At 71.7% G+C, this 23,037-nt stretch carries 24 protein-coding genes; 18 read left to right on the top strand and 6 right to left on the bottom strand.

What is annotated here, in order from left to right:
* The first annotated feature begins 76 nt into the window (after positions 1 to 76).
* The 7 genes from ACJ9NR_RS37930 (at position 77) to ACJ9NR_RS37900 (ending at position 6,961) form a co-directional block, all read left to right on the top strand.
* Complete coding sequence (locus ACJ9NR_RS37930) at positions 77 to 1,300, top strand: sensor histidine kinase (RefSeq protein ID WP_412492857.1); 1,224 nt, start codon at positions 77 to 79, stop codon at positions 1,298 to 1,300.
* On the top strand, positions 1,297 to 2,013 hold the full coding sequence (locus ACJ9NR_RS37925) for a response regulator (RefSeq protein ID WP_412492856.1): 717 nt from the start codon (positions 1,297 to 1,299) through the stop codon (positions 2,011 to 2,013). The genes ACJ9NR_RS37930 and ACJ9NR_RS37925 overlap by 4 nt, the downstream gene beginning before the upstream one ends.
* Before the next feature lie 268 nt (positions 2,014 to 2,281).
* The gene (locus tag ACJ9NR_RS37920; RefSeq protein WP_412492855.1) at positions 2,282 to 4,117 is read left to right on the top strand and encodes an AbeC-like domain-containing protein; all 1,836 of its coding nucleotides are present in this window, start codon (positions 2,282 to 2,284) and stop codon (positions 4,115 to 4,117) included.
* Positions 4,118 to 4,134: 17 nt separating this feature from the next.
* Positions 4,135 to 4,542 (top strand): hypothetical protein, encoded by a 408-nt coding sequence (locus ACJ9NR_RS37915; protein ID WP_412492854.1) that lies wholly within the window; start codon positions 4,135 to 4,137, stop codon positions 4,540 to 4,542.
* A 49-nt stretch (positions 4,543 to 4,591) separates the two neighbouring features.
* Positions 4,592 to 5,368 carry a serine/threonine kinase C-terminal domain-containing protein gene (locus tag ACJ9NR_RS37910; protein WP_412492853.1) on the top strand — a complete coding sequence of 259 codons (777 nt, stop codon included), beginning with the start codon at positions 4,592 to 4,594 and terminating at the stop codon, positions 5,366 to 5,368.
* 325 nt (positions 5,369 to 5,693) lie between these two features.
* On the top strand, positions 5,694 to 6,140 hold the full coding sequence (locus tag ACJ9NR_RS37905; RefSeq protein WP_412492852.1) for a nitroreductase family deazaflavin-dependent oxidoreductase: 447 nt from the start codon (positions 5,694 to 5,696) through the stop codon (positions 6,138 to 6,140).
* Positions 6,141 to 6,529: 389 nt separating this feature from the next.
* Positions 6,530 to 6,961 carry a DUF5959 family protein gene (locus ACJ9NR_RS37900; protein WP_412492851.1) on the top strand — a complete coding sequence of 144 codons (432 nt, stop codon included), beginning with the start codon at positions 6,530 to 6,532 and terminating at the stop codon, positions 6,959 to 6,961.
* A gap of 41 nt (positions 6,962 to 7,002) precedes the next feature.
* Here the strand turns inward: ACJ9NR_RS37900 and ACJ9NR_RS37895 are convergent, their stop codons facing one another.
* Positions 7,003 to 7,338 (bottom strand): YdhR family protein, encoded by a 336-nt coding sequence (locus ACJ9NR_RS37895; protein WP_412492850.1) that lies wholly within the window; start codon positions 7,336 to 7,338, stop codon positions 7,003 to 7,005.
* Between the two features lie 96 nt (positions 7,339 to 7,434).
* Here ACJ9NR_RS37895 and ACJ9NR_RS37890 point away from each other — a divergent pair, with 96 nt between their 5' ends.
* Positions 7,435 to 8,052 (top strand): MBL fold metallo-hydrolase, encoded by a 618-nt coding sequence (locus ACJ9NR_RS37890; protein ID WP_412492849.1) that lies wholly within the window; start codon positions 7,435 to 7,437, stop codon positions 8,050 to 8,052.
* A 434-nt stretch (positions 8,053 to 8,486) separates the two neighbouring features.
* Positions 8,487 to 9,407, top strand: a complete 921-nt coding sequence (locus ACJ9NR_RS37885) for an undecaprenyl-diphosphate phosphatase (protein ID WP_412492848.1) — start codon at positions 8,487 to 8,489, stop codon at positions 9,405 to 9,407.
* A gap of 314 nt (positions 9,408 to 9,721) precedes the next feature.
* On the opposite strand, the gene ACJ9NR_RS37880 is transcribed toward ACJ9NR_RS37885, so the two are convergent.
* Positions 9,722 to 10,387, bottom strand: coding sequence for an ArsR/SmtB family transcription factor (locus ACJ9NR_RS37880; protein WP_412492846.1), 666 nt, complete (start codon positions 10,385 to 10,387; stop codon positions 9,722 to 9,724).
* 65 nt (positions 10,388 to 10,452) lie between these two features.
* On the opposite strand from ACJ9NR_RS37880, the gene ACJ9NR_RS37875 reads away from it, so the two are divergent.
* From ACJ9NR_RS37875 to ACJ9NR_RS37865, 3 genes are all read left to right on the top strand, one after another.
* Positions 10,453 to 11,832, top strand: coding sequence for an MBL fold metallo-hydrolase (locus ACJ9NR_RS37875; protein WP_412492845.1), 1,380 nt, complete (start codon positions 10,453 to 10,455; stop codon positions 11,830 to 11,832).
* Entirely contained in the window at positions 11,829 to 13,106 is a 1,278-nt protein-coding gene (locus ACJ9NR_RS37870) for an MFS transporter (RefSeq protein ID WP_412492844.1), read from the top strand. Before ACJ9NR_RS37875 ends, ACJ9NR_RS37870 begins: the two co-directional genes overlap by 4 nt.
* Positions 13,107 to 13,248: 142 nt before the next feature.
* Positions 13,249 to 13,551 carry a hypothetical protein gene (locus ACJ9NR_RS37865; RefSeq protein WP_412492843.1) on the top strand — a complete coding sequence of 101 codons (303 nt, stop codon included), beginning with the start codon at positions 13,249 to 13,251 and terminating at the stop codon, positions 13,549 to 13,551.
* Between the two features lie 330 nt (positions 13,552 to 13,881).
* Here ACJ9NR_RS37865 and ACJ9NR_RS37860 read toward each other — a convergent pair whose 3' ends face one another.
* Complete coding sequence (locus tag ACJ9NR_RS37860) at positions 13,882 to 14,556, bottom strand: Type 1 glutamine amidotransferase-like domain-containing protein (RefSeq protein WP_412492972.1); 675 nt, start codon at positions 14,554 to 14,556, stop codon at positions 13,882 to 13,884.
* Positions 14,557 to 14,593: 37 nt separating this feature from the next.
* Positions 14,594 to 15,295, bottom strand: a complete 702-nt coding sequence (locus ACJ9NR_RS37855) for a TetR family transcriptional regulator (protein ID WP_412492842.1) — start codon at positions 15,293 to 15,295, stop codon at positions 14,594 to 14,596.
* 98 nt (positions 15,296 to 15,393) lie between these two features.
* On the opposite strand from ACJ9NR_RS37855, the gene ACJ9NR_RS37850 reads away from it, so the two are divergent.
* From ACJ9NR_RS37850 to ACJ9NR_RS37835, 4 genes are all read left to right on the top strand, one after another.
* Positions 15,394 to 15,876 (top strand): SRPBCC family protein, encoded by a 483-nt coding sequence (locus ACJ9NR_RS37850; RefSeq protein ID WP_412492841.1) that lies wholly within the window; start codon positions 15,394 to 15,396, stop codon positions 15,874 to 15,876.
* 221 nt (positions 15,877 to 16,097) lie between these two features.
* On the top strand, positions 16,098 to 16,559 hold the full coding sequence (locus ACJ9NR_RS37845) for a VOC family protein (RefSeq protein WP_412492840.1): 462 nt from the start codon (positions 16,098 to 16,100) through the stop codon (positions 16,557 to 16,559).
* 158 nt (positions 16,560 to 16,717) lie between these two features.
* Positions 16,718 to 17,632, top strand: coding sequence for a DMT family transporter (locus ACJ9NR_RS37840; protein ID WP_412492839.1), 915 nt, complete (start codon positions 16,718 to 16,720; stop codon positions 17,630 to 17,632).
* A 23-nt stretch (positions 17,633 to 17,655) separates the two neighbouring features.
* The gene (locus ACJ9NR_RS37835) at positions 17,656 to 19,155 is read left to right on the top strand and encodes an MFS transporter (RefSeq protein WP_412492838.1); all 1,500 of its coding nucleotides are present in this window, start codon (positions 17,656 to 17,658) and stop codon (positions 19,153 to 19,155) included.
* Positions 19,156 to 19,202: 47 nt separating this feature from the next.
* Here the strand turns inward: ACJ9NR_RS37835 and ACJ9NR_RS37830 are convergent, their stop codons facing one another.
* Positions 19,203 to 19,370: a hypothetical protein gene (locus tag ACJ9NR_RS37830; protein ID WP_412492837.1), complete on the bottom strand. Its 168-nt coding sequence runs from the start codon at positions 19,368 to 19,370 to the stop codon at positions 19,203 to 19,205.
* A 367-nt stretch (positions 19,371 to 19,737) separates the two neighbouring features.
* Here ACJ9NR_RS37830 and ACJ9NR_RS37825 point away from each other — a divergent pair, with 367 nt between their 5' ends.
* Both ACJ9NR_RS37825 and ACJ9NR_RS37820 read left to right on the top strand, forming a co-directional pair.
* On the top strand, positions 19,738 to 20,211 hold the full coding sequence (locus tag ACJ9NR_RS37825) for a hypothetical protein (protein WP_412492836.1): 474 nt from the start codon (positions 19,738 to 19,740) through the stop codon (positions 20,209 to 20,211).
* Complete coding sequence (locus tag ACJ9NR_RS37820) at positions 20,211 to 21,959, top strand: M48 family metalloprotease (protein ID WP_412492835.1); 1,749 nt, start codon at positions 20,211 to 20,213, stop codon at positions 21,957 to 21,959. The genes ACJ9NR_RS37825 and ACJ9NR_RS37820 overlap by 1 nt, the downstream gene beginning before the upstream one ends.
* 133 nt (positions 21,960 to 22,092) lie before the next feature.
* Here ACJ9NR_RS37820 and ACJ9NR_RS37815 read toward each other — a convergent pair whose 3' ends face one another.
* A complete protein-coding gene (locus ACJ9NR_RS37815; RefSeq protein ID WP_412492834.1) occupies positions 22,093 to 22,542 on the bottom strand; it encodes a peptidoglycan-binding domain-containing protein in 450 nt (149 codons plus the stop codon).
* Between the last annotated feature and the right edge of the window lie 495 nt (positions 22,543 to 23,037).

Raw genomic sequence — 23,037 nt, 5'->3', positions numbered from 1 at the left:
ATCCCCTGCCGGCCGTCGGGAAGCGGCTGACAGGGGAAAGACGCACGCCATGGGGCGCGTCTATATCCTGCAGCACATGGACGACGTCCCGGACAGCGCATCCACGGCGGTCAGCCCGCGGGTGGCCGCCGTGCTGGACGGTGTCCGCGAACGACGGGCGCGCCGCGGCAGGCGACTTGGGCCGGTGCTGTGGGGCATTCTCGCCGCCATCGCGCTGCAGTCCCTCTCCAGCCGGCCGGCACCTGGATCGCAGGGGGTGGCGCTCGGCGTCACCTTGACACTCGCCGGCTGCCTCCTTCCTCTGGCCGCCGTCGCCGCCGGCTTGTGGCGGATCGTCGCGCGCACGCCCTGCGTCACCTTTTGCCTGCTGGTCAGCGGCTTCGGCCTCGCTCTGGGGGCGCTGCAGTCCGGATCCGTGTCCGTGCTGCCGGTGTCGGTCGCCGTGCTGACCGCCTTCCTCGTGCTGAACCGGCGGCAGGCTGCCGCTCTGGCCGGTGTCGTCCTCAGTGGTCTGCTGACGGCAGCGGCCGCGGGGGCGGACGGCAGCATGGGCACCCTGCTGAGTCAGTTGCTGTTCTGCGCCGTACTCGCGCTGATGGCGCTCAGCCTGCGGCAGGCCGGCGACCACGAGGAGCGCGCCGAACTCCTGCTCGCACAATTGGAGGACGCTCGCGAGGGGGAAGCCGAGGCCGTCGCGCTGGCCGAGCGCACCCGCATCGCGCAGGACCTGCATGACGTGCTGGCTCAGACCCTGTCCGGACTCGCCATACAGATCCAGGCCGCTCGGCGGATGGTCCGGCGGGAGCGCACGGGCGAGGAGTTGCAGGAGGTGCTGGACAGGGCGGGAGAACTCGCGAAGGAGGGGCTGGGCGACGCGGTCCGCGCGGTGGGCGCGTTGCGCGGACACCGGTCACCCTCGCTGGACCGCCTTGCTGAGCTGGTCGAGAGATACCGGGTGGACCTGGAACTCGACGTCACGCTGTCCGTCACCGGTGCGCGTCGGTCCGTGCCCACCGCCATGGACCGCGCGCTGTATCGCGGCGCCCAGGAGGCACTGACGAATGCCGCTCGCTACGCCCGCGGCGCGCGCACCACCGTCACGTTGTGTTACGAGCGGGAGCGGACGGTCCTGACCGTCGAGGACCGGCGCGACGCCCCCGGACCGACGCCGTCACCGCTGGTCAAGGGATCCGGCCTGGGGCTGGCCGGCATGGCCGAGCGTTTCCGGGAGGTGGGCGGCAGCGCGAGCGCGGGGCCCACCTCACACGGCTGGAGAGTGACGATGGAGATTCCGGCATGACCGACGGCGACGCTGCGGGGCCGGTCAGGCCGATCAGCGTTCTGGTGGTGGACGACCAGCAGGTCGTCCGCAAGGGACTCGTCCTGCTGATCGGGATGCTGGACGGAATCACGGTGGCCGGGGCCGCCCGTGACGGCGCCGAAGCGGTGGAAATCGCCCTGAAGTCCCGTCCGGACGTGGTCCTGATGGATCTCAGCATGCCGGTGCTCGACGGCGTGGAAGCGACCAGGATGCTGCGAGAACAACGGCCGGACAGTGCCGTGCTCGTGCTGACGACTTACGCCGACGACGGCTCCGTCTTCCCCGCGCTGAGAGCGGGGGCCCTCGGCTATCTGACCAAGGACGCGGACGACGACCAGGTGGAGGCGGCCATCCGGTCCGTTCATGCCGGACAGACCTGGCTCGACCCGGTCGTCCAGGCCCGCCTCGCCGCGGCCGTCCGGTCCGGCGAGGTCGTGCCTGCGACGGAATCGTGGACACGGGGACCCGGCCTGCCCGAGCCGGCGCTTCCGGACGGACTGACTCCGCGGGAGGCCGAGGTGCTCGCCCTCATCGCGCAAGGTCTGTCCAACCCGGAGATCTGCGCCCGGCTCGTGGTCAGCCCGGCCACGGTGAAGACACATGTCAACCGCATCTTCTCCAAGATCGGTGCGGCCGACCGTGCCCAGGCGGTGGGCTACGCCTACCGCAACGACCTGGTCGGCAACGGCTGACACGGAAGCGGTATGCGGGGGCCCGCTCCCCTGCCGCGACGGCGAGTTCGGAGCGGATGTACGGCCTTAGCAGCCTCGAAGGGCCCGGTCCAGGATTTGGGCCGTCTTTCATTCCATCGGTGCGCGTTGTGGCCGTGGCCGTCCGCCGGAGGCCGCATCACCCCTACTTTTGCCGTCTCATCCCGCGACGCCGGAGTGACAGACCGTCATACCCGTCCTCCCGCCGGCCGGGGAGACGACGGAGCACCGGGGGAACGACGTGTCTGGCGTGAGCCTTCCAGAACACCGCTACAGCCGTACGGAAGCCACACGATTGCTGTGCGCCGGCGTGTACCAGGACGCAGGCTTCCGGCGGCAGGTCATCGAAGAGGTACTCGACCACCGCGAACGGCCGGTCGCCCCGCCCAACGGCATCGACGTCCTGCCGGTCCTCTCGCACGCCCTGCGGGTGACCGCGCAGGAGGCTCGGGCCTCGCTGCTGATGCTCGCCGCCTGGGCGGGGTTCTTCCTGTCCGACGTGGTCATGTTCTGGGACCGGCTCTCCGACCGCTGGGGCGACGGCGCGAAGGTGCACTTCGGCGATGTGCTCACCGCGTTCTTCCAGGGCGACGACCAGCTGACCGACGGCAGGCCCCTGCCGTGGTCGGTCTTCTACGCGCTGGTCGCCCTGGCGCTGTGGATCGCCCGCACGGTCGGCGGACGCGGCTCGGCCGCCCGTTCGGCGGGACTGCCCGACCCGGTGGCCAAGGCCGCCGACGGAGCCGGCACGATGGTCTCCCTCGGCGCCTGGCTCCTCGCCCTCTACTACTGGTACTCGTACGTCTCCGGACTGCTCGGTGGCCACGCCCAGACTCCGTACCCGCTGCTGTTCCCGCTCGTGATCGCGCTCATCGCCTGGTGGTACCAGACCTGGCAGCGCAAGTCCCTCTGTGAGCTCCTGACCCGCTGGACCTTCCCCACCGCCACCCAGCCCGCGCTGCCCCCGGGTCCCCTGTTCGAGATGCTGCGGGACGACGTGCAGCGGGAGCAGGAGGCATCGCTGACCCTGTACGACCCCGACAGCCCGTCGTTCGTGGGGCTGGGGGAACAGGGCACGCCCTGGTCGTTCGCGATGGAGCTGCGCAGGCGCACGCCGCAACCCGATGAGAAGGACGCCCCGGGCCTCGGCTCCTCCGGCGGCACTGTGCCGCGCCAGACCGGTACTCCCCTCACTGCCGACGCCGCGCTCGCCATGATCGAACCGCAGTTGACGGGACTGCGCGAGTCCGCCGCGCGCAGCGGCAGGGATCGGCTGCGGGACCTGGAGATCGACCGGTTCGTCTACCTCCCGGGCGGAGTGGCCCGCGACGAGGACCTGGAGATCGGTGGTGTCCCCGACCCGGCCGCGCCGCCCCAGGGCGGCCCCGGCCGACGACACGGTCTGTCCGTCTACGACCCCGCCCAGGTCGCCGCCCACCGGCGGGAGGCCGTCGACGAGGGCGGCGAGGGCCGGCGGGTGTTCCTGCGGATCCGGGTCGGTGCCTGGCACGAACAGGTCGTGGTCACCGTCCTCGTCCGGGTCCACACCCAGGGCCGCATGCTCGTCCTCGAAGTGCTGCCGTTCGTCCTCGGTCCCGTCCGCAAGGAGTTCCGAGCGGTCGACGCCCTGGTGAAACGCCTCCCGGAGACGTGGGCCCGGGGTGCCTTGCGCGCGCTGCGGGACGCCCCCGCCATCGGGGTCGACGCCGGCCTCGGTGGCCTCGCCACCCTGCGCGACACCGTCGCGACCAACTGGTCGGAGCGCGAACCGCAGCCGGACGTCCCGAGGATCTCGCTGCGCGTGCTGGCGGGCGACAAGCGGCTGTCGGCGTTCCAGAAGATGGACAGCACCCGCTATGTGAAGACCATCCAGGAACGGATCGTGAACGGGGTCCGCGAGGCGCTGAAGGCATACGGCTACCGCACCGAGGAGTTCGAGCAGCACGTCTACCAGCTCAGCGGCGGCAGCGTGTTCATCAAGGACATGTCCGGCGGCGCGGTCGCCACCGGCAGCCACGGCAGCGCCACCCACCACGACCCGCCACCTCCTTCGGCGCCGCCGGCCCACGCCAACCACACGCCATGAGAGAGGGAACGCGGCACATGTCGAACACCGGACAGAGCACCCCGGAGCAGCAGCCCGGCAACGGCGCCGTGAGCATCGGATCGATGAGCGGGGGGTCGATCGCAACCGGCAGCCACGGCAGGGCGACGTCGTACAACACCACCGGCGCAGGACCCGACCCGCGCCACGCGGAACTCCTCGCAGCCATCCGCGAGTTGCGGGGCGCGCTGCCGCCGGTGGCCGACCGCAGCGCCGAGGACGAGACGCTCGACGGCCAACTCGCCGACGCCGAGGCCGACATCGCGGACACCGGCACGGCCGACACGAACCGGCTCACCCGGCTGCTGGGCGGAGTGCGGGGCTGGCTGGGCTCCCAGGCCGCCGCGGCCGGCGCGATCGCCTCGGCCACCGCGGTCGTCCAGGGCGTCGCCCAACTGCTCGGCTGACGGGCGCAGCACTTCCGATGAGAGGCACGAGGACACAGGGGACGGCGAGATGAGAGTGTTCGACACCGAGCGGCAGGAGTGGTCCGCGTCGCGCCGTGAACGGCTCTTCAACACCGAGCGGTATCTCGACCTGTCGCGCCAGCGGGCCGTCCTCCAGCGCACGGCTGTCGTCCTCACGGTGTGCGGGGTGTCCTTCGGCGCGTGGGCCCTGGGCTGGAAGGACGAGCCGCGGCCCTACCGGCCGCCGGCCCAGGAGGCGCCCGTCGATCCGGGCGCCTCCGAGGGCTCCACGACGGCCGGCCCCGCGCAATCCGCGTCGGCCTCGGCCACTCCCCCGGCGGGCTACGCGGTCCTCGACGATCCCCAGGGCTTCCGCATCGCCGTGCCCGAGGGATGGACCCGCAAGAGCCAGCCGTCGCAGTACGGCATCGACGTCGTCGAGTACCGCGGCCCCGACGGCATCCGCAGGCTCCAGATATTCCAGGTCATGGAGGCCACCGCGCACCAGTCGGTGGTGGATTCCCAGAAGACGAACAGCAAGCTGAACGGCTACCGGGAGATCCACGTCCAGGACGTGACGGACCCCTCCGGGGGTGAGGCGGCCGAGCACGAGTACACGGCCGACGAGCTGAGCGGCGAACCCGCCGCCGGGGTCACGTACCACGTCATCGACTACCGGTTCCAGGCCGAGGACGGCGAGAAGTACGCGCTCGTCGCCTACGGCACGCAGTCGGGCCAAGCCGACGCCGAGCGAGAGTTGCTCGACACGGCCCGAGCCTGGTTCTGCCCGCCGTCCACCCAGTGCGCGGCGCCGGCGACGTCCTGATTCGCTCCCGCTCAACGGCTGGGGCGGCCCGGGCGGCCGGGGCCGGCGGGCGACGCGGCCATCGCAGGTACGTCACTGCGAGCCTTCCGCCGCCTGTTCACCCACCACGCTCCCCGGCGAATGCGGCGAATGCGGCGACGCACATCACGGGTACCGGTGTGTCGAGAACTGCTCACCGGCTCCGTCCCAGCAGCACGAGCGGCCACGACGTGCCGGGGGAAGGGGGAGACGAGACGCCCCGCAGGAATGCACGAGACCAGACCTCCGTTCTGAGATCCGTTCTGAGATCCGTTCTGAGATCCGTTCTGAGAAAGGACCATCCGTCATGGCAGTCGCTGATGATCTCGACCGCGCCACCGACTCGCAATGGGACTGGGTCGCCGAGCAGACCCGTACGTACCTGGCTTCGGGCGGAACCGAGGGGCACGAGTCGAACGGCGTCCAGATGCTCGTGGTTGCCACGACCGGGCGCCGCACCAGCATTCCACGCCGCACGTGCCTGATCTACGGCACGGACGGCGAGGACTTCGTCGTGGTCGCGTCCAAGGGTGGCGCCGACGACGACCCGGAATGGTTCAAAAACCTCCAGGCCGACCCGAGTGCCGGAGTGCAGGTGGGCCCTCGCCGGTTCACCGCCCACGCGCGGGTCGCCTCCGCGGCCGAGCGTGCGCTTCTGTGGCCCCGGATGGCACGCATCTTCCCCCTCTACGACGAGTACGCGCACAAGACGACGCGTGAAATCCCGATCGTGCTGCTCACGCCACAGGAGTGAGCGGGGTGACGGATCCGGCCGGTGATGTCGACACCGGCACACAGCCGGTCCGGCCGGCTCGCGCGTCTGCCCCGGGGTGTGCTGTTTCCTGCCGTCACGACGACGCGAGGCCAGAGGGCTCATGCCGGCATCAACTGCTGCTGAGCGAGCGGCTCTTCTGCCGTCACCGCCTGCCAGGCGATCGCCGCCGCAAGCGCCGCGGTGAAGGGCAGCGTTCTCCGCGAACCGCAGGGACGACGCGTGTCAGCCCGCGCCGGTGACCTGCCGTTCGGCGGCCGGCCTGGACAGCGACGGGTGACGAACCGGTTCTTGCCCACCCCGATCGGCCCTGTGTCCGTGCCGACGATTAACCTTCGGTCGGCAACACGCGCGAGTGGGCAGGGGCAGTCATGGCTGAGGATCGGATCGACCTGATCCGCTTGGAGGGGGATGGCACCAGCGTCATCCTCCGGGTCACGGGCGAACAGGAACGGACGGGTCCGCTCGAGGCCGATGTCCTGGCCGGGGAGTTCGTGGTCGATACGCCCTTCGTCCGTGGCGCCCTCAAGACCTGGATCTCTCCCGAGGACCTGCGGCAGTGGCAGCAGGCCCTGGACTCGCTCGACGCGGGCGAGGACATCGCCTGGCGCGAAGGAGAACGCGCTCCGTGGCTGTTCATCGAGCTCGACGAGAACGACGACCGGTGCCACGTCACGGTCAAGGACCACTCGATGTCCCAGACGACGGTGACAGTGACCGTTCCATTGGCCGACGCCTGGTTCGACGACGCGTACCGGCGCCTGGACTTGGTCTGGGAGACCTGGCCCATGCCCGAAGACTGAGCCGGCGTGAGCCGACCTTCCGCGAGGAGCCGGCCGACGGCTCACACCGTCGTGTCCGCCGGGCTACCGGACTCGGCGAAGGGCCCCCGGTCGGTCCGCAGTGAACAGAGCACGTCGTACACCTCTCCGCGGACCTCGACCGCTGCGTACGCGGCAGGGATGGTGCGGGCGAGCTCGGTCGTGCGGAACGCGTCGAGCGCCTCCCGGCTCTCGAAGAAGTAGACGCCGCACACATCGCCGGTTTCGCTGTCACGGCCGTAGACCTTCTGCAGCAGACCGGGAACGTCGTGGAAGCGGGGACGCCGCTCGAGCAGGCGCCGCTCGAACTCCTGCGCATCGAGTTCGGATGTGATCCTGACGAAGAGGATGGCGGGCATGATGCCACCTCCGTCCCTGGGACGCCTCGGAGGCCATTCTATGTCGGCTGTCCGTCACGAACAGACGCCGGCCGCCATCGACCCGGCCGACGTCGAATGGATCTGGCTCACCCCCCCGACCGCGACCACACCGGCGCTCTGTTCGACCTGCTCGGCGCCGCACCCCGGGCGCGCATCATCACCACGTTCCTCGGTGTGGGCATCATGTCCACCGACCGGCCACTCCCGCTGAACCGGGTCCACCTGCTCAACCCGGGACAGTCGATCGAGGTGGGAGACCGGCAGTTGACCGCCTTCCGCCCACCGCTGTACGACAACCCGGCCACGATAGGCTGCTACGACGACCGAGCCCGGGCTTGCTTCAGTTCCGACTGCTTCGGCGCCCCGGTGCCCACGGCGGACCTCGCCGTCTGCGACGACGTCAGCCAACTCACCGCCGGCGATCTCCACACCGGCCAGCTGCTGTGGGCCACCGTGGACAGCCCCTGGGTGCACAGCGTGGACCCGGCCATGTTCCTCGACACACTCGCGCCGCTGCGGACTATGGAACCGTCGGTCATCCTCAGCTCCCATCTGCCACCGGCCGTCGGCCGTACCGTCGACATGCTCGACATGCTCGCCGATGCCCCGTGCGCCGCGCCCTTCGTCGGGCCGGACCAGGCGGCCCTGGAACAGATGCCGGCGGCCTTCGAGTCCGCCGGCAGCCCGTCCTGAATCACACGGCGGGCACAGCGGGGCTGAGCAGGGCGGGCGCCACGCGGCCGGGCAGCAGGGCCGGGCAGCAGCGGCCTCGGACGGCTGCTCGGCGCCGCTGCCACGCCGCCATCCGGAACACCCGGCCCGATCCGGCCGACACCACCACCGCCGGCCGGACCGGCGGTGCGGGCGACGGCGGTCTGCGCGGCGGCGCCACCAGGTGGGGCACCTCGCCCACTCCGGCGCAGACGACCGGCACCACAGGAACCGGACGGGCATGCGTGACGGAGAGGCATGGCCGCGACAACGGTGAACTCTGCAGGTAGCCAGGATGAACACTTCTCGCCGACCCGAGCGGGTTCTACGAGAAGTAGTAGCTTCCTGGGCGGCGGGGCCCGCCGCGGGCGTGGCCGAAGCCTCACCGTGACCGCATTCCGAGTCAAAGGCCATCCATGTCCGTCCTGACCTACCCCGAAGCCGTAGGCGTCGGCCTGCTGCAAGGCGTCACCGAACTGTTCCCGGTCTCCAGCCTCGGGCACAGCATCCTGATACCGGCCCTGCTGGGCGGCCACTGGAAGCACGACCTCGACGTCTCCGCCGCGGACTCCCTGTACCTCAACGAGCTGGTCGGGCTGCACCTGGCCACGGCGCTGGCGCTGGTGGTGTTCTTCCGGCGGGACTGGGTCAGGGTGATCCGCGGGCTGTCGACGTCGATCACGCAACGGCGCGTCAGGACCGTGGATCAGCGCCTCGCCTGGCTGCTCGTCACGGCCACCATCCCGGTCGGTGTCGCCGGCCTCGCGCTCGACAAGCTGTTCCGCACGACGCTCGGCCGCCCCGTGCCCACCGCGATCTTCCTCGCCCTCAACGGCATCGTGCTCTACGTCGCCGAGCAGCTGCGGCGCGGTGGCACGGGCCGCAGGCGGGCCGACGACCGCACCACGCCGGGCGAGGAGCACCTGACACCGGAGGAACTGTCCGACCTGCGGGTCACGCGGATGACCATCCGCCAGGCGGTGGGGATCGGCGCGGCGCAGATCCTCGCCCTGTTCCCGGGCATCAGCCGGTCGGGCTCGACCATCAGCGCGGGCATCTTCCGCGGCCTGAACCACGAGGACTCCGCCCGCTTCGCGTTCCTGCTCGCCACGCCGGTGATCGGCGGCGCAGCCCTGCTCAAGCTGCCTCCGCTGCTCGGTCCCGAGGGCGACGGTCTGCGTGGTCCGCTGCTGGTGGGCAGCATCGCCGCCTTCGGCGCGGCCTACCTCGCGACCCGCTACCTGGTCAGGTACTTCGAGAACCGCACCCTCATCCCCTTCGCGCTCTACTGCACCGTCGCCGGGCTCGGCAGCCTGGCCTACCTCACCCTCGGCTGACCGGCCACCGGCTTCCGGCCGGCTGTGGGCCGCCGGGGCGGCCCGGGTGCGACGGCCTCCGCCTTCTCCCCGCCGGCCTGCGCGCTCGCCGTCCGCCTCGATCCGGCGGCCGAACACCGGGGCGCGTTCGGCGGTTGCGCAGACGCCTTCGCGGGTGTGGCAGCAGCATCACGCACAGCATGCCGCCCGCCCGCACGCACAGCATGCCGCCCGCCCACAACGACCGGCTCGGGGACGGGCCTGTCCGCCGGCGGCCTGCCCGCGGGCGGCCTGCCCGCGGGCGGCCGGCCCGCTGCCGGCGGCGGGGATGGCGGTCACGCGCAGCCGGCTTCGACCGGGAGGGCGGCGAGGCGCCATTCGAGCATGCCGTCCACCAGCCGCTTCGCGGTACGGCCGCGGGCGGCCAGCAGGCGGACGGCGTCGTGGGAGAGGACGCAGTTGGTGCCCCGGCAGTAGGCGACGACCTCCGCGTCGGCAGGCAGTTCGGCGAGACGCGCCTCCAGCTCGTCGAGCGGGATGGACAGGGCGCCGGGGATGTGACCCGCGGCGTACTCCTGTGCCGGGCGGACGTCGATCACCGTGGCCGTGCCCGCCATCACCCGCTCCAGCAGCTGTTCGCGGGTGAGCTGTTCGGTGTCCTCGGGGCCGAGGTAGGCCGCGCGGGCCTGCTCCGTGGCGGCCAGGTGCGCGCGGCCGACCTGCTGCAACAGCGCGTACAGGGCGCTCACGTCGTCGCCGGCGAGCCGGTAGTGGATGCGCACTCCCTCGCGGCGGGTGGTGACGAGTCCGGCCTGCTTGAGGGTCTGCAAGTGCGCGGAGGCGGTGGTCAGACCGAGACCGGCGGCCCTGGCCAGGGCATCGACGCTGCGCTCGCCCTGGGCGAGCAGGTCGAGCAGTTCCAGTCGCTTGCCGTTGGACAGCGCCTTGCCGGTGGTGGCGAGCGCGTCGAACAGGGCGGCCTTGCGCGCGGGATCTCCCATGGCATCCTCCATCAATCCATGGAATATTGTATGAGTAGCCCGGGTGGAGTGCCACCCGCACCACGATGCTGGAGAACGTCATGGGCTTCACCGACGAACACCTGATACCCCTGGTCGACCAGGGACTGGGCAACAGCGCCTACCTGGTGGACCTCGGCGACGGACGCGCCCTGGCGGTGGACGCTCCCCGTGACCTGCGGGCCCTGCGGGCCGCCGCCACGGAACGCGGCCTGCGGGTGGCGTTCGCCGCCGACACGCACCTGCACGCCGACTTCCTCACCGGCGCGCTCCAGCTCGCACACGACGACGGGGCGACGGTTCTGGCGTCGGCCGCCGGGAACCGCGCCTTCCCGCACACCGCGCTCGGCGACGGCGACGAAGTGGACCTCGGCGGCCTGGCCCTGCGGGCCGTGGCCACGCCGGGTCACACCGACGAGCACATGTCGTTGCTGCTCCTGGACGGCGCCCGGGAGCTGGGCGTGTTCACCGGCGGATCGCTGATCGTCGGCTCCGCCGCCCGCACCGATCTCCAGGGCGCGGACCGCGCCGAGGACCTCGCCCGCGCCCAGTACCGCTCACTCAAGCGCCTGACGGCCCTGCCGGACGCGACCGCGGTGTGGCCGACCCACGGCACGGGCTCGTTCTGCTCGGCCCCGCCCGGCAGCGAGCGCACCACCACCATCGGCGCCCAGAAGGCCGCGAACCACCTTCTCGCCGCCCCCGACGAGGACGCCTTCGTCCGCAGGCTGCTCGGCTCGCTCGGCTCCTACCCCGCCTACTTCGACCACCTCGGCGAGATCAACCGCCGGGGCCCGGCCCTGCTGACCGCCACGCCGGGCCTCGGCCCGCTGACCCCGCGGCAGGTGCGCGCGCTGCTCGCCGACGGCGCCCACCTGGTCGACGCCCGGCCGGTCGCCGAGTTCGCCGCCGGACACATCCCCGGCGCCCTCTCCAACCCGCTGCGGCCGGCGTTCGCGACCTGGCTCGGCTGGCTGCTGCCGCCCGACGTGCCGCTCGTCTTCGTCCTCGGTCCCGGCCAGGACGCCACCGAGCTCGCCTGGCAGGCCGCCAAGATCGGCTACGACCGGCCGGCCGGACAGCTCACCGGCGGCATCGACGCCTGGCGCGCCGATGGCGGCCCGGTCGAGACGATCGAGCTGGTGACGGCCGATCGGATCGGCACCCGGCCGGTGCTGGACGTCCGCCAGGCCGCCGAGTACGCCGCCGGGCACGTCCCCGCAGCCGCCCACCGCGAGCTCGGCGACCTCGCCGGCGACACTCAGGCGGCTGCCGACGGATCGCTGGTGATGTGCGGGCACGGCGAGCGCGCGATGACCGCCGCCAGCCTCCTGGCTCGCCACGGCACCCACGGCCTCGCGGTCCTGGCCGGCGGTGCCGACGACTGGGCCAAGGCCAGCGGCCGCAGTCTGGAGGAGGGCTCGTGAGCACCACCGATTCCCTCACCGGCCCCACCCACGGCGGGATCAGGCTCGGCCTGCGCGCCAACCTGGCCCAGTTCTCCCTCCTCGTCGCGGTCAACGCCCTGGTCGGCGGCATGCTCGGCCAGGAGCGCACCGTCCTGCCCCTGCTCGCCGACCGCACCTTCCACCTCTCCGCCTACACCGCGGCGCTCACCTACATCGTGGCGTTCGGCGCGACGAAGGCCGTCACGAACTTCTTCGCGGGCACCCTCTCCGACCGCTACGGGCGAAAGCCCGTCCTGATCGCGGGCTGGATCGTCGCCCTGCCGGTGCCGCTGCTGCTGATCTGGGCCCCCGCCTGGGGCTGGGTGGTCATCGCGAACGTGCTGCTCGGCGTCAACCAGGGCCTGACCTGGTCCACCACCGTCATCATGAAGATCGACCTGGTCGGCCCCGCCCGTCGCGGGCTCGCGATGGGCTTCAACGAGGCCGCCGGCTACGGCGCGCTCGCCGCCACCGCGATGGCCACCGGTGCCATCGCCGCCCACTGGGGGCTGCGCCCGCAGCCGTTCTTCCTCGGCATCGCCTACGCCGCCCTCGGACTGGGCCTGTCCGCCCTCGCGGTGCGCGAGACCCGCGAACACGCCCGCGCCGAAGCCGCGTTGCACCCCGCACCCGCCAACCCCGACCACCATGGCGAACTGACCACCGGCCAGATCGCCCGTACGACCAGCCTCACCGACAAGGCCCTGTCCTCCGCGAGCTGGGCCGGCATGGTCAACAACCTCAACGACGCCCTCGCCTGGGGTGTCTTCCCCCTCCTGTTCGCCCGCCACGGCCTGAGCGTGGGCAGGATCGGACTGCTCGCCGCGCTCTACCCCGCCGTGTGGGGCCTCGGGCAAGTCCTCACCGGCTGGTGGTCGGACCGTGTCGGCCGCAAGCACCTCATCACCGCCGGCATGCTCCTGCAGGCCGCCGCGATCGGCCTGGTCGCCGTCGGCACCACCTTCCCCGTCTGGGCCGCGGCGCAGGTACTGCTCGGCGCCGGCACCGCGCTGGTCTACCCCACCCTGCTCGCCGTCATCGGCGACATCGCCCACCCCGCGTGGCGCGCCCGCGCCGTCGGCGTCTACCGGCTGTGGCGCGACGGCGGCTTCGCCGTCGGCGCCCTCCTCGCCGGAGCCCTCGCGGACGCCTACGGCCTCACCACCGCCATCTGGGCCATCGCCGCCCTCACCGCCGCCGCGGGCGCCATGGTCGCCGCCCGCATGTACGAGACCCACCGTCCGCCGGCCTGACCGCAGACGGCGCGGTCGACGCGAAACGCCGTGCCGCGGGAGACTCCACCACTGCACCTGGCCGCGGCGCGGGCTCCGCGCCAGGGGCCTGGCCTCCCCGAGAGCGACGGCGAACGCACAGGAACAGAAGGAGACGAGCACCGTGGAACTCACCGTCCTGGCGGTCCCCGACTGCCCGAACGCACCGCTGCTGCGCCAACGCCTCGACGAGGTCCTGGCGTGGCGGTCCGCCCCCGACATCGCCTGGCACGTGGTGGCCGACGCCGCCGAGGCCGAGCGGCTGGGCATGCACGGCTCACCGACTCTCCTGGTCGACGGCGTCGACCCTTTCGCCGAGCCCGGTCAGCCCACCAGCTTGTCCTGCCGCCTGTTCCGGGACGCACACGGCGCGCTTTCCGGGCTACCCTCCACCGACCAGCTGCGGCGGGCCCTGCACGGCGCGTGACATGGCGGTCGGCCCCGCGACGCCGGCCCGGCCCCGGTGAGAAACGCAAGCACATGCGGATCGTGACCCGCATTGCCGACCCAGCGCACCGGCTCCGCCCCGGACGCACCCCGTCGCACGTCCGCCCGTGGGGGAAGTGGGAACGGTGCGCCACCACCGGGTCGTACTGATCGACCGGGTCGTGCTGATCGACCGTGCTCGTCGGCAACTCGACCTGATCCAGGACGAAAGAGGGCGGGTCCTGCATGCTCGGCGCGCGAGACTGTGCAGATGGGCGATGCCGGGCATCGCATGGTGGACGCCGCTACGGACACTGGCTGGAAGAACGCCTCATGAGGTCGGGCCGAAGTATTTCCAGCGCCCTTCCGAGACCACGTCGACGACACCGTCGGCCACCTTGATGGCGGTCTGCTCGTCGATCGCGTACGCCGGACCCCCGATCCCGGCCGCCCATCGTTGCGCCGCGGCCATCGTGTTCGCCGGACATGCCGGGTGATCCAGATGCGGGAAGATCGAAAAATCAACCACGCCCAGCGTGCCGTCACCGCCGGTGGGCGGCTTCCAGCCCACGAAGTCCTGCCCGACGCGGGGGGTCATCACCTGGCTCCCGGCGCTGAGTCCTACGTAGACCGTGTCCGGCAGCGACGGCAGGAGTTCGGCCAGGCCGGACTCCCGCATCCAGTGGCCCAGGTACAGCGCGTCACCGCCGTTGACCAGCAGGACGTCGGCCTCCCGCACCCAGGAGACCCAGCGCGCTTCCTCGATGCTGGGCAGCGCGGTGAGTTCCAGTACGCCCACCGAATCCCACCCCAGTCCGGTCATGGGGCTCGGGGATCGCCCGCTGATGAACCGCCACGGCCCGCCCGGATCGGCGTCGGGGGCCCCGTACCCCGCAGTGGGGACGCACAGGGCGCTGGACTCGGCGATCGGCTTGCCCAGGAGGTCGACCAGCGCGTCTTTGATGCTCGCGTTCCTGATGCCGGAGTCAGTGAGCAGAAGCTTCATCATGCCCTCCCCTTTGGAACGGTGATGGGACCCCGGATCAGGCGTCGCCCAGTGAGGCCAGTCCTCGGTCGACGAGCCGGGCCGCGCGCTGGACGTCGGCGCTCACCATGTCGTGCAGCTGCTCGGGGGTCCGGGCGCGGTTCAGGTGCCTGCGGAGCGCCTGGAACTGGATGGGCCACAGGGCGAGCAGGGAGGCCGCGGCGATCTGCGGTTCGGGGTCGTCGGGACTCATCCCGCTGCGCCGAGCCAGGACTTCGGCGGCTACGGCGACCTGCTGATCACTCATGTCGCGCTGATGGGCCCGCAGGGACGGGGTGGATCTGATCAGCACGCCGAAACGCAGCAGCAGGCTCTTCGCCCCGTCCGGATCGTCCTGTTCGCTCAGCCAGGACATGAGGCCCGCCAGCTCCTCGGACAAGATCTTCAGCACGGCCTCGACCGGCGACAGGTCCGGATCCGCCAGCGTCGTCCGCAGGGAGCCCAACGTGGCCTCCCCCAGGTCCAGGACGAGCGACTCCTTGGTGGGGAAGTAGTTGAACACGGTCTTCTCCGAGACCCCGCACGCTTCGGCGATCTCGGAGACACGCACGGCGTCGAAGCCCCGTTCCATGAACATCTCGGTGGCCGTGTCCGACAACTGCCGCCGCAACAGCCGCTTCTTGCGCTCCCGTAGTCCCTCGGACGCCGGTTCCTCGTCGCGGCGACGCAAGGCCGTCCAGTCCACAGTGCGCATGCCCATGGGGGCAGCGTAATCCAGTTCCCACCATAATTCTGTTACTATAAATTTTCAGTGACTGTATGTTCTTGCCACCGTCCCTTCTGCCCGAGGAGCCCGCCATGAGCACCATCCACATCGTCCGCGACTACCCCCACCCGCCGCGCAAGGTCTGGCGCGCGGTCACCGATCCGGAGCTGATCCCGCTCTGGACGGCCACCGGCGCCGGCGCGCGCCCCGAGGGCTTCGCGACCGCCGTGGGCACCACGTTCACATTCGTGGCGAAGCCGAAGCCGGGATGGAGCGGCGTCGTGCTGTGCGAGGTCCTGGAGGCACGGGAGCCCACGCTGCTGCGGTACTCCTGGCAGGACGAGGGCGGCGGCGAGACGACGGAGGTCACCTACCGACTCGCACCGCACGGCGCCGGGACACGCTTCACCTACCACCACACCGGCTTCACCGGCGCCGGAGGATTCGTCATGGCCAAGATCCTCGGCACCGTCCGCACCAAGATGCTCACCAAGGGCCTGCCCGCCGTGCTGGACGACCTCGACGACGACGGCGCCCTGCGCCCGGACAGCACCCTGCGCCCCAAGGAGCTGTAGTCGGCCGCAGGCAGCTTGGGGCGGCGCACTCGGCGCGCCCGCGTTCACCTTCAGCCCGAGGCAGCGGTGCTTGCGGGCGTCTGCCACGGCGGCCCGCCGGAGAACTCCGGCGGGCCGCTACTCTCTACGGACCTTGCCAAGGCCCGTACTGCCCTCCTTCTGCACTGCCTGCCGCGCGACCTGTACCTCCACACGCGTCCCGCCACGAACGGAGCAACCCGATGAGCCGCCACATCCAGGTGACCTTCGACGCCCACGACCCGCGTGCGCTGTCGTCCTTCTGGCGCGACGTACTGGGCTACGTCCATCCCGGCCCGCCCGGAGTCGACCTGCCCGAGGGTGCCGACGCACTGGCCGCGTGGGACGACTTCCTCGGGCGGATCGGCGTACCGGAGGAGCAGCGCAACTCGAGATCGGCCATCGAGGACCCGGACGGGCACGGCCCACGGCTGTTCTTCCAGCAGGTCCCGGAGGACAAGGCCGCCAAGAACCGCGTCCATCTGGACGTCCGGGCGGCTCCCGGCCTGCAGGGAGAAGAGCGGATGGCGGCGCTGGAGCTCGAGTGCACCCGGCTCGTCGAGCTGGGAGCGACGCGGGTACGTCGCCACGAGCCCGCTCCCCCGATGAGCGCGGGCTTCATCGTGATGACCGACCCGGAAGGCAACGAGTTCTGCCTGGACTGACGCGGCTCAGCCATCCCTCACTCACCGACTGGATGCACCGTTCGTTCGCTTTTGAGGTGTCACGCGGTGGAAATGGGGCTACCAGGCCAGGGTGCGTACCATCTCATTGATCCCGACAGTGATGTGGCCGGCGACGTTGCCGGCCACCGGTGGGTGCCGTGCTTAGCCCCCTGCTGGCCGTGCTGGCAGCCGTGGCCAACGCGCTGGCTTCGGCTCTGCAGCGCAAGGCTGCCCGCCGGGAGCCGGCGGAGGAGAACCTGAGCCTGCGCCTGGTGTGGCACCTGCTGCACCGTCCGGTGTGGTTCGGCGGGGTCGCCTCGATCATCGCGGGATTCCTGCTGCAGGCTGTGGCCCTGGGCAACGGCCAGCTCTCCGTGGTGCAGCCGCTGCTCGCCCTGGAGTTGCCGGCGGCGCTGATCCTTTCCGGGTTCTTCTTCGGCAGCCGGCTGGGCCGGCGCGAGTGGGGCGCCTCGGCGGTCATGGCGGTGGGTCTGGCCGGCCTGCTCATCGCACTCGGGCCGAGCAGCGGGTCGACGTCCTCTGTCACCTGGTGGGAATGGGTGATCGGCTGCGGCGCCAACCTGATGCTGATCGCGGCCGGCGTGCTGTGGGGGCGCCGGGCATCGGGTGCCCGGCGGGCGGCGGTCCTGGGTGCGACCACCGGCTGCGCCTTCGGCCTCACCGCCGCGCTGATGAAGGGCATGACGAATCGTTTTTCCCAGGGCCTGATCAGCGTGTTCACCAGCTGGCAGCTGTGGGCGATGATCATCGTGGGCGCGGGCGCCATGTTCCTGCTGCAGTCGGCGATGAACGCGGGCAGGCTTCTGGCCACGCAGCCCGGCCTGACCATGGCGGACCCGGTGGTGGCCATCCTGTGGGGGGTGCTGATCTTCCACGAGCAGGTCCGCGGTGGCCTGTTCATCCTGCTGGCGGTCCTGGCGGCCGCGGCCGTGGCGACAGCCGTGATGGTCCTGTCCCGCTCCCCCCTGCTCAGTGCCGAAGGCGGCGAGCGGGAAGACGACGAGGCACCGAGCCGGGAAGCCGCCGGCTCGCCGTCCCGAGACCAAGCATGAAGCGGCCCCGGCACGTGCCGGCCGTGGCCGAGCGAGGAGTACGTGCCCTCGGCGGGCCGGCCCGGGCGAGGGCCGTACTGACTCTGGCCGGCGCCCTGGCGGTGGACGGCGCGGACAAAGGCACGGTCTCCGCCATGACGCCCCAGCTCGCGCACGCGTTCGGCATCAACAACACCCAGATCGGCCTGCTGGTCTCTGTCGTCGCGCTGTCCAGCGCGGTATTCACCATTCCCGTCGGTCTGCTCACCGACCGCACCCGCCGTACCCGGCTGCTCGCCATCAGCGTGACGCTGTGGGCCGCGGCGATGATCATGGCAGGGGCCAGTACCACCTACCTGTGGCTGCTGACCTCCCGCGCGGCCCTGGGCGCCGTCACCGCCACCGCCGGCCCCACCATCGCCTCCCTGGTGGGCGACTACTTCCCCACGAGCGACCGGGCCCGGATGTACGGGCTCATCCTCGCCGGCGAACTCGCCGGGACCGGCATCGGCTTCGCTCTGTCGGGTTCGATCGGATCCTTCCTGACCTGGCGCTTCGCCTTCTGGTGGCTGGTCATCCCGGGAGCTGTCCTGGTGTGGTTCATCCACCGCCTCCCCGAACCCGCGCGGGGCGGGCAGTCCCGCCTGGAACCCGGCCAGGAGCACATCCCCGACGAGCGGGACGAGGCCGGGGCGGACGCCCGAGGCCGACACCACGGCACCTCCCACCCGGTGGACGACCCCCGACCGGACAGCGATCCGGCCACGCGGGCGGCGCAGCGCGCGCACATCGACGCGCACGAGAACCTGATCCTCGACTCCGACCCGCGCAAGCGGTCCACGTGGTGGTCGATCCGCTACATCCTTCGGGTGCGCACCAACCTGGTGCTGATCCTGGCATCCGCGCTCGGCTACTTCTACTTCACCGGACTGCGCTCGTTCGCCACCCTCTTCGCCACCCGCCACTACGGCGTGCCCACCTCCGTGGCCACCTCACTCGTCCTCGTCGTGGGCATCGGAGCCCTGACCGGCGTCCTGACCGGCGGGCGGATCGCGGACCGGCTGCTGCGCGGCGGACGCGTCAACGCCCGCGCCCTCGTCCCCACCGTCTGCATGCTGACGGTACCGCTCCTGTTGGCACCAGCCGTGTACGCCACGTCCCTCGCCGTGGCCCTGCCTCTCCTGGTCGTGGGCGCACTGCTGCTCGGCGCCACCAATCCACCCCTGGACGCCGCCCGGCTCGACATCCTCCCGCCCCTGCTGTGGGGCACCGGCGAAGGCGTGCGCACCATGCTGCGCACCCTGTCCGAAGCCGCCGCGCCCACCCTCTTCGGCTACCTCTCGGGCAACCTGTTCGGCGGCCAGGGCAGTGACAGCGGCACCGGCCTGCAGTACACGCTGCTCTTCTTCCTCCTCGCCCCGATCGCCGCCGGCCTGCTGGGGCTGGTGGCGATGCGCACCTACCCGCGCGACGTGATCACCGCCCAGGCGTCCACCGAGCGGATCGAGGCGTCCGTGCAAGAACAGTTCGACCGGAAGCACTGACCACAAGGAAGGGAGCACGAGCCGCGAGCGTGGTTCCATCGAGCTGATCAAGTGCAGCGACGGATCGTCCAGTCCGACGAATCCAGACCGTCCAGAGAATCTCCGGTGAGGGCGTCCCAGCGCTCGACGCCGCCCTCGGTCGACACGGCCAGAACGCGCCGCCCGAAGGGAAGCCCGGCGAGCACCGCGTCATTGCAGCCGGGAAGTGCCTCCACGCAGGACCACAATGCCGCACCGGTACCGAGGTCCCACCCGTGCATCGCCGGCTCTGCCTCGTGAGCGGGACGAGGAGGCCGTCCCCGTCCGAGCCGGCAACCATCAGGGGCCGCACCGCGTTCGGGTGCCCCGTACTGACGGTCAGCACCTCAACAACCTTCGGCACGAGGGCCCCTTCGCTGCACGAGCTCTCGACCAGCTCAGGCAGGACCTGCACATCGACTGCCTGAGGTCGGCGGCCCGCGAGGTCGAGCCCGTCATCCCATCACAGGAACCACACCCCACGGGGATGCGGCGTCTCGAAACCGGAGCACTCCGGCACTAGGCTGACGGACGGTGGAAGAAGCCGGGCAGGAAGGGGAACACGTGGCGGGCGCGACCGTGCGGGAGGTCGTGCGGGATGTCGTCGCCGAGACGGCCCCCGGAGAGCTGGTCATCCTCGACGGCCTCGACACCGCGGACGAGGCCAGCGTGACACGGCTGCTGAGCCGCCGCCGCGGCCCCCATGAACCCCTCGGCTTCGGCGGCTTGGAGGTTTCCGCTCTGGTCACACCAGTGGTGTGGCTGGCGGTCAGCGAGGCCGTCAAGCACGCCGCCACTCTTACCGTGGACGGCGTGGCGCAGGGGGTCCGGCCGAGGTTGCGGGCAGCCCTGCGGCGCCTGCTGCGACGGCCCGAACCGCCCTCCGTGTTACCGGTCCTGACGCCCGACCAGCTCGACGCCGTCCACCGGCAGGTCGTCGAGGGCGCCCGCGCCGCCGGCATCGCCGAGGAGCGCTCCACCGCCCTGGCCGACAGCGTCGTCTCCCGACTGGCCCGGGCCGCCGACGACGCGCAGTGATGAGCGGCACGGCCCGCCGCGAGGCGGCACGGCCGGGGGACGCCATCGTCCCGCGCCGCCCCGGCGCCGGGACGACGCCCCGCTTCATCGCCCTGTGGTTCCTCTTCCTCGGCTCTTACGTCTTCGTCTCGAGCGAGACGATCGTCGCGGCCACGTCGGCCGACTGGTACCTGCACTGCCTGCGTGTCACCGGCGGCCGTACCTGCGCGCACAATCCCTGCACGCTCGCCCACGACATGGTCGCCTGCCGGACCGACTTCGAGTCCGCCGTCGCGGACACCACCATCCGAACGGTCTGGCTCGTCGGCGCGCTCGCCCTCGCCGTCTACGCAGTCTCGGCCTGGTGGCGAAACCGCCGGGGCCGGCTGGTTCCCCTCCCCCACCGGGACGGCCACCTCGCGCGACGCCTCGCGCAGCTCACCGCGCAGGCCGGCCTCGGCTTCGCCACCGCGCCCCGCTTCGCGATCGACCCGCGCGCCCTGACCGCGGGCGCCCTGGTCTTCGGGCGTCGCCACCGCCGCACCGTGGTCCTGCACGCCGGCCTGGTCGCCCGGCTCACAGCAGACCCGGCCGCCTTCGACGCCGTCGTCCTGCACGAGCTGTCCCACGTCCGCAACGACGACGCGCATTTCGGCACCGCTTCGCTCGCGCTGTGGCGGACCTTCCTCGTCGCCGTCCTGCTGCCCTACCTCGCACTGCGCGGCTGGCAGATCGCCGGTGGGCCGCTGGGCCACCGGCTCCCCGCGCCCTGGCCCCAGGACCGGCCCCATACGGATGAACTGCTGTTGACCACCACACTCGGCCTGATGCTCTACCTCAGTTGCGCCGGCCTGCTGCGTCGCCGCGAACTCTGCGCCGACCTGGACGCCGTGGCCTGGGGAGCCCATCCGGGAACCTGGCGGGCGACCGCGGCCGACGAGCACGGCGTGGCGCGCCGACTGCTGAGCCTGTGCAGCTCCCACCCGACCTGGACGGACCGCTATCGCACGCTGCGCCGCCCACGCACCGGTGCCTTCTCCGCGATGCTGTCCCTCTCCCTCGCGTTCACGGCCTACTTCGCCGCACTGCACGCGGCCTCGCCTGCGGCCCTGCCCGCCTTCGTCGCCCAGGGACCGATGGGGGTCTTCACAGCGGCCGTCTTCGGGGGCGCACCGGTCGCGGCCCTGGTGGTCGGCCCGGTGATCGCCTCCACTCTGCGACCGCGTCTGATCAGCGGGCCACGTGCCCGCCTGGCCACCGCCGCCGCCGCGCTCCGGACACGCGCCACGGGGCGGTCGGCGCTCCCGGACCACCGCGACCACGTCCCGACCGTGCTCCGCTACCAGCTCATCGACTGGCTCGATGCCGACGGCGCGGAAACACTCGAACGTCTCGACCGCGGCCTCACCGTCTGCCGGAGCATCGCGGGCCACCGGACAGAGGACCGGCAGCTGACGCACCGGCACCACGACGAGGTCCTCGACGCCTTCCGCCGCGATCTCGCCATGACGACGGCCCGGGCGGAGAGCCTGCGCCCATTTCCCGACCCACGCCGGGACGAGCTGTGGCAGCGGGCCCTGCGCACAGCAGCCGACGCCGACCGCGCCGCCTCCCGCGCCGCCGCCGTCCGCCGGTACACCGTCGCACAGGCCGCCCTCCGGCAGCTGTGCGCCGCCTACCGCACGGTCCCCGGGATCAGGCGGCGGCTTCGCGCAGTCGGACCGCCGCCCATGCCGGATCCACCGAGCCCACTCCCGCTCTCGCCCTGACCACCACGGTCCGAGCCGCGCACGGCTTGAGCCCCGCCGTCACCGGTGAGCTGGTCCTGACGTTCCGGCGCGGTCCACGCCGTTCATTCGCGGGACCGGTGAGCCCGAGGACTCCGGGCGCGGCAGACCGAGGCTAGAAGACGCCTTCCAGATACTGCATGCAGCTATTCGTCTTGTTTCCGGCGATCCCGTCCACCGAACGGCCGGAGCAGCTGTAGTAGTCGGTCTGGAACTGCCTCACCCACTTGTAGGTGTCGGGCCCGAAGTTGCCGTCGATGGCGAGGGGCGTCTGGTCTCCGGCGTCGCCGTACATGTGGTCGATGCCCCACTGCAGGTTGGCGACGCAGTAGTCGCCGTAGTCCCCCTGGGACAGGGTGTGGCTGGGGACCGTCTCGTTCCAGCCGATCCACGAGTTGTAGTACTGGGTGGTGGAGCACTCCATCGACGGGTAGGCCGGAGTGACCAGGCCGGCGGGGGCCGGCATGGCGGTCGTCGCCCGGGCAGGTGCGATCACGAGGAGGCCGGCGAGGCCGGCGAGGCTTGTGGTGGCTGCGAGCGCCACGAGGCGCCTGCGGATGGTCATCTCTGCGTCCCTTCCGGTGGAGTGGGGCGCCGTGGTCGTGCCCGCCGCCCCGGTTGGCGCTGACCACTGTGGACCGCGCTCTTGGCGCAAGGGCCCCGGCAGCAGGCAAGTGGCGCGAGGCCGGGACGTCCCATGCCCTGACCTGCCGCCGTGCGGCGAGAGTTGACGGGGCGGCGGTCGGGGCACCCACGACGGCCGGAACCCGGCTGGAGGCACGAGGCGCAGCATGAGCTGCTCTCACCCCCGCAGGCGGTGCGAGAAGCCGTGCCCTCGCACGGGCGAGAGACGGACGAGGGCACCCGGTGGCACCGCGGCGGACTTCGCGTGAGGCGGCCACGCTCGGGGCTCCTCCGCGTCTGCGCCGCCGAGCGCTGCCGTCCGGGCGTCCCGGCCGGGCACCTGATCCGCCACCCGTCCGCCGGCGGCGGATCCCCGCGTCCTCTCCGCTCGACCCGTCGGGCCGCCGCAGAGGGAGGGCGGCACCTGCGGCGCCCG

The sequence above is a fragment of the Streptomyces sediminimaris genome, from assembly GCF_047049295.1.
GTDB lineage: Bacteria > Actinomycetota > Actinomycetes > Streptomycetales > Streptomycetaceae > Streptomyces > Streptomyces sediminimaris.
This window is presented reverse-complemented; position numbering and strand designations above follow the sequence as displayed.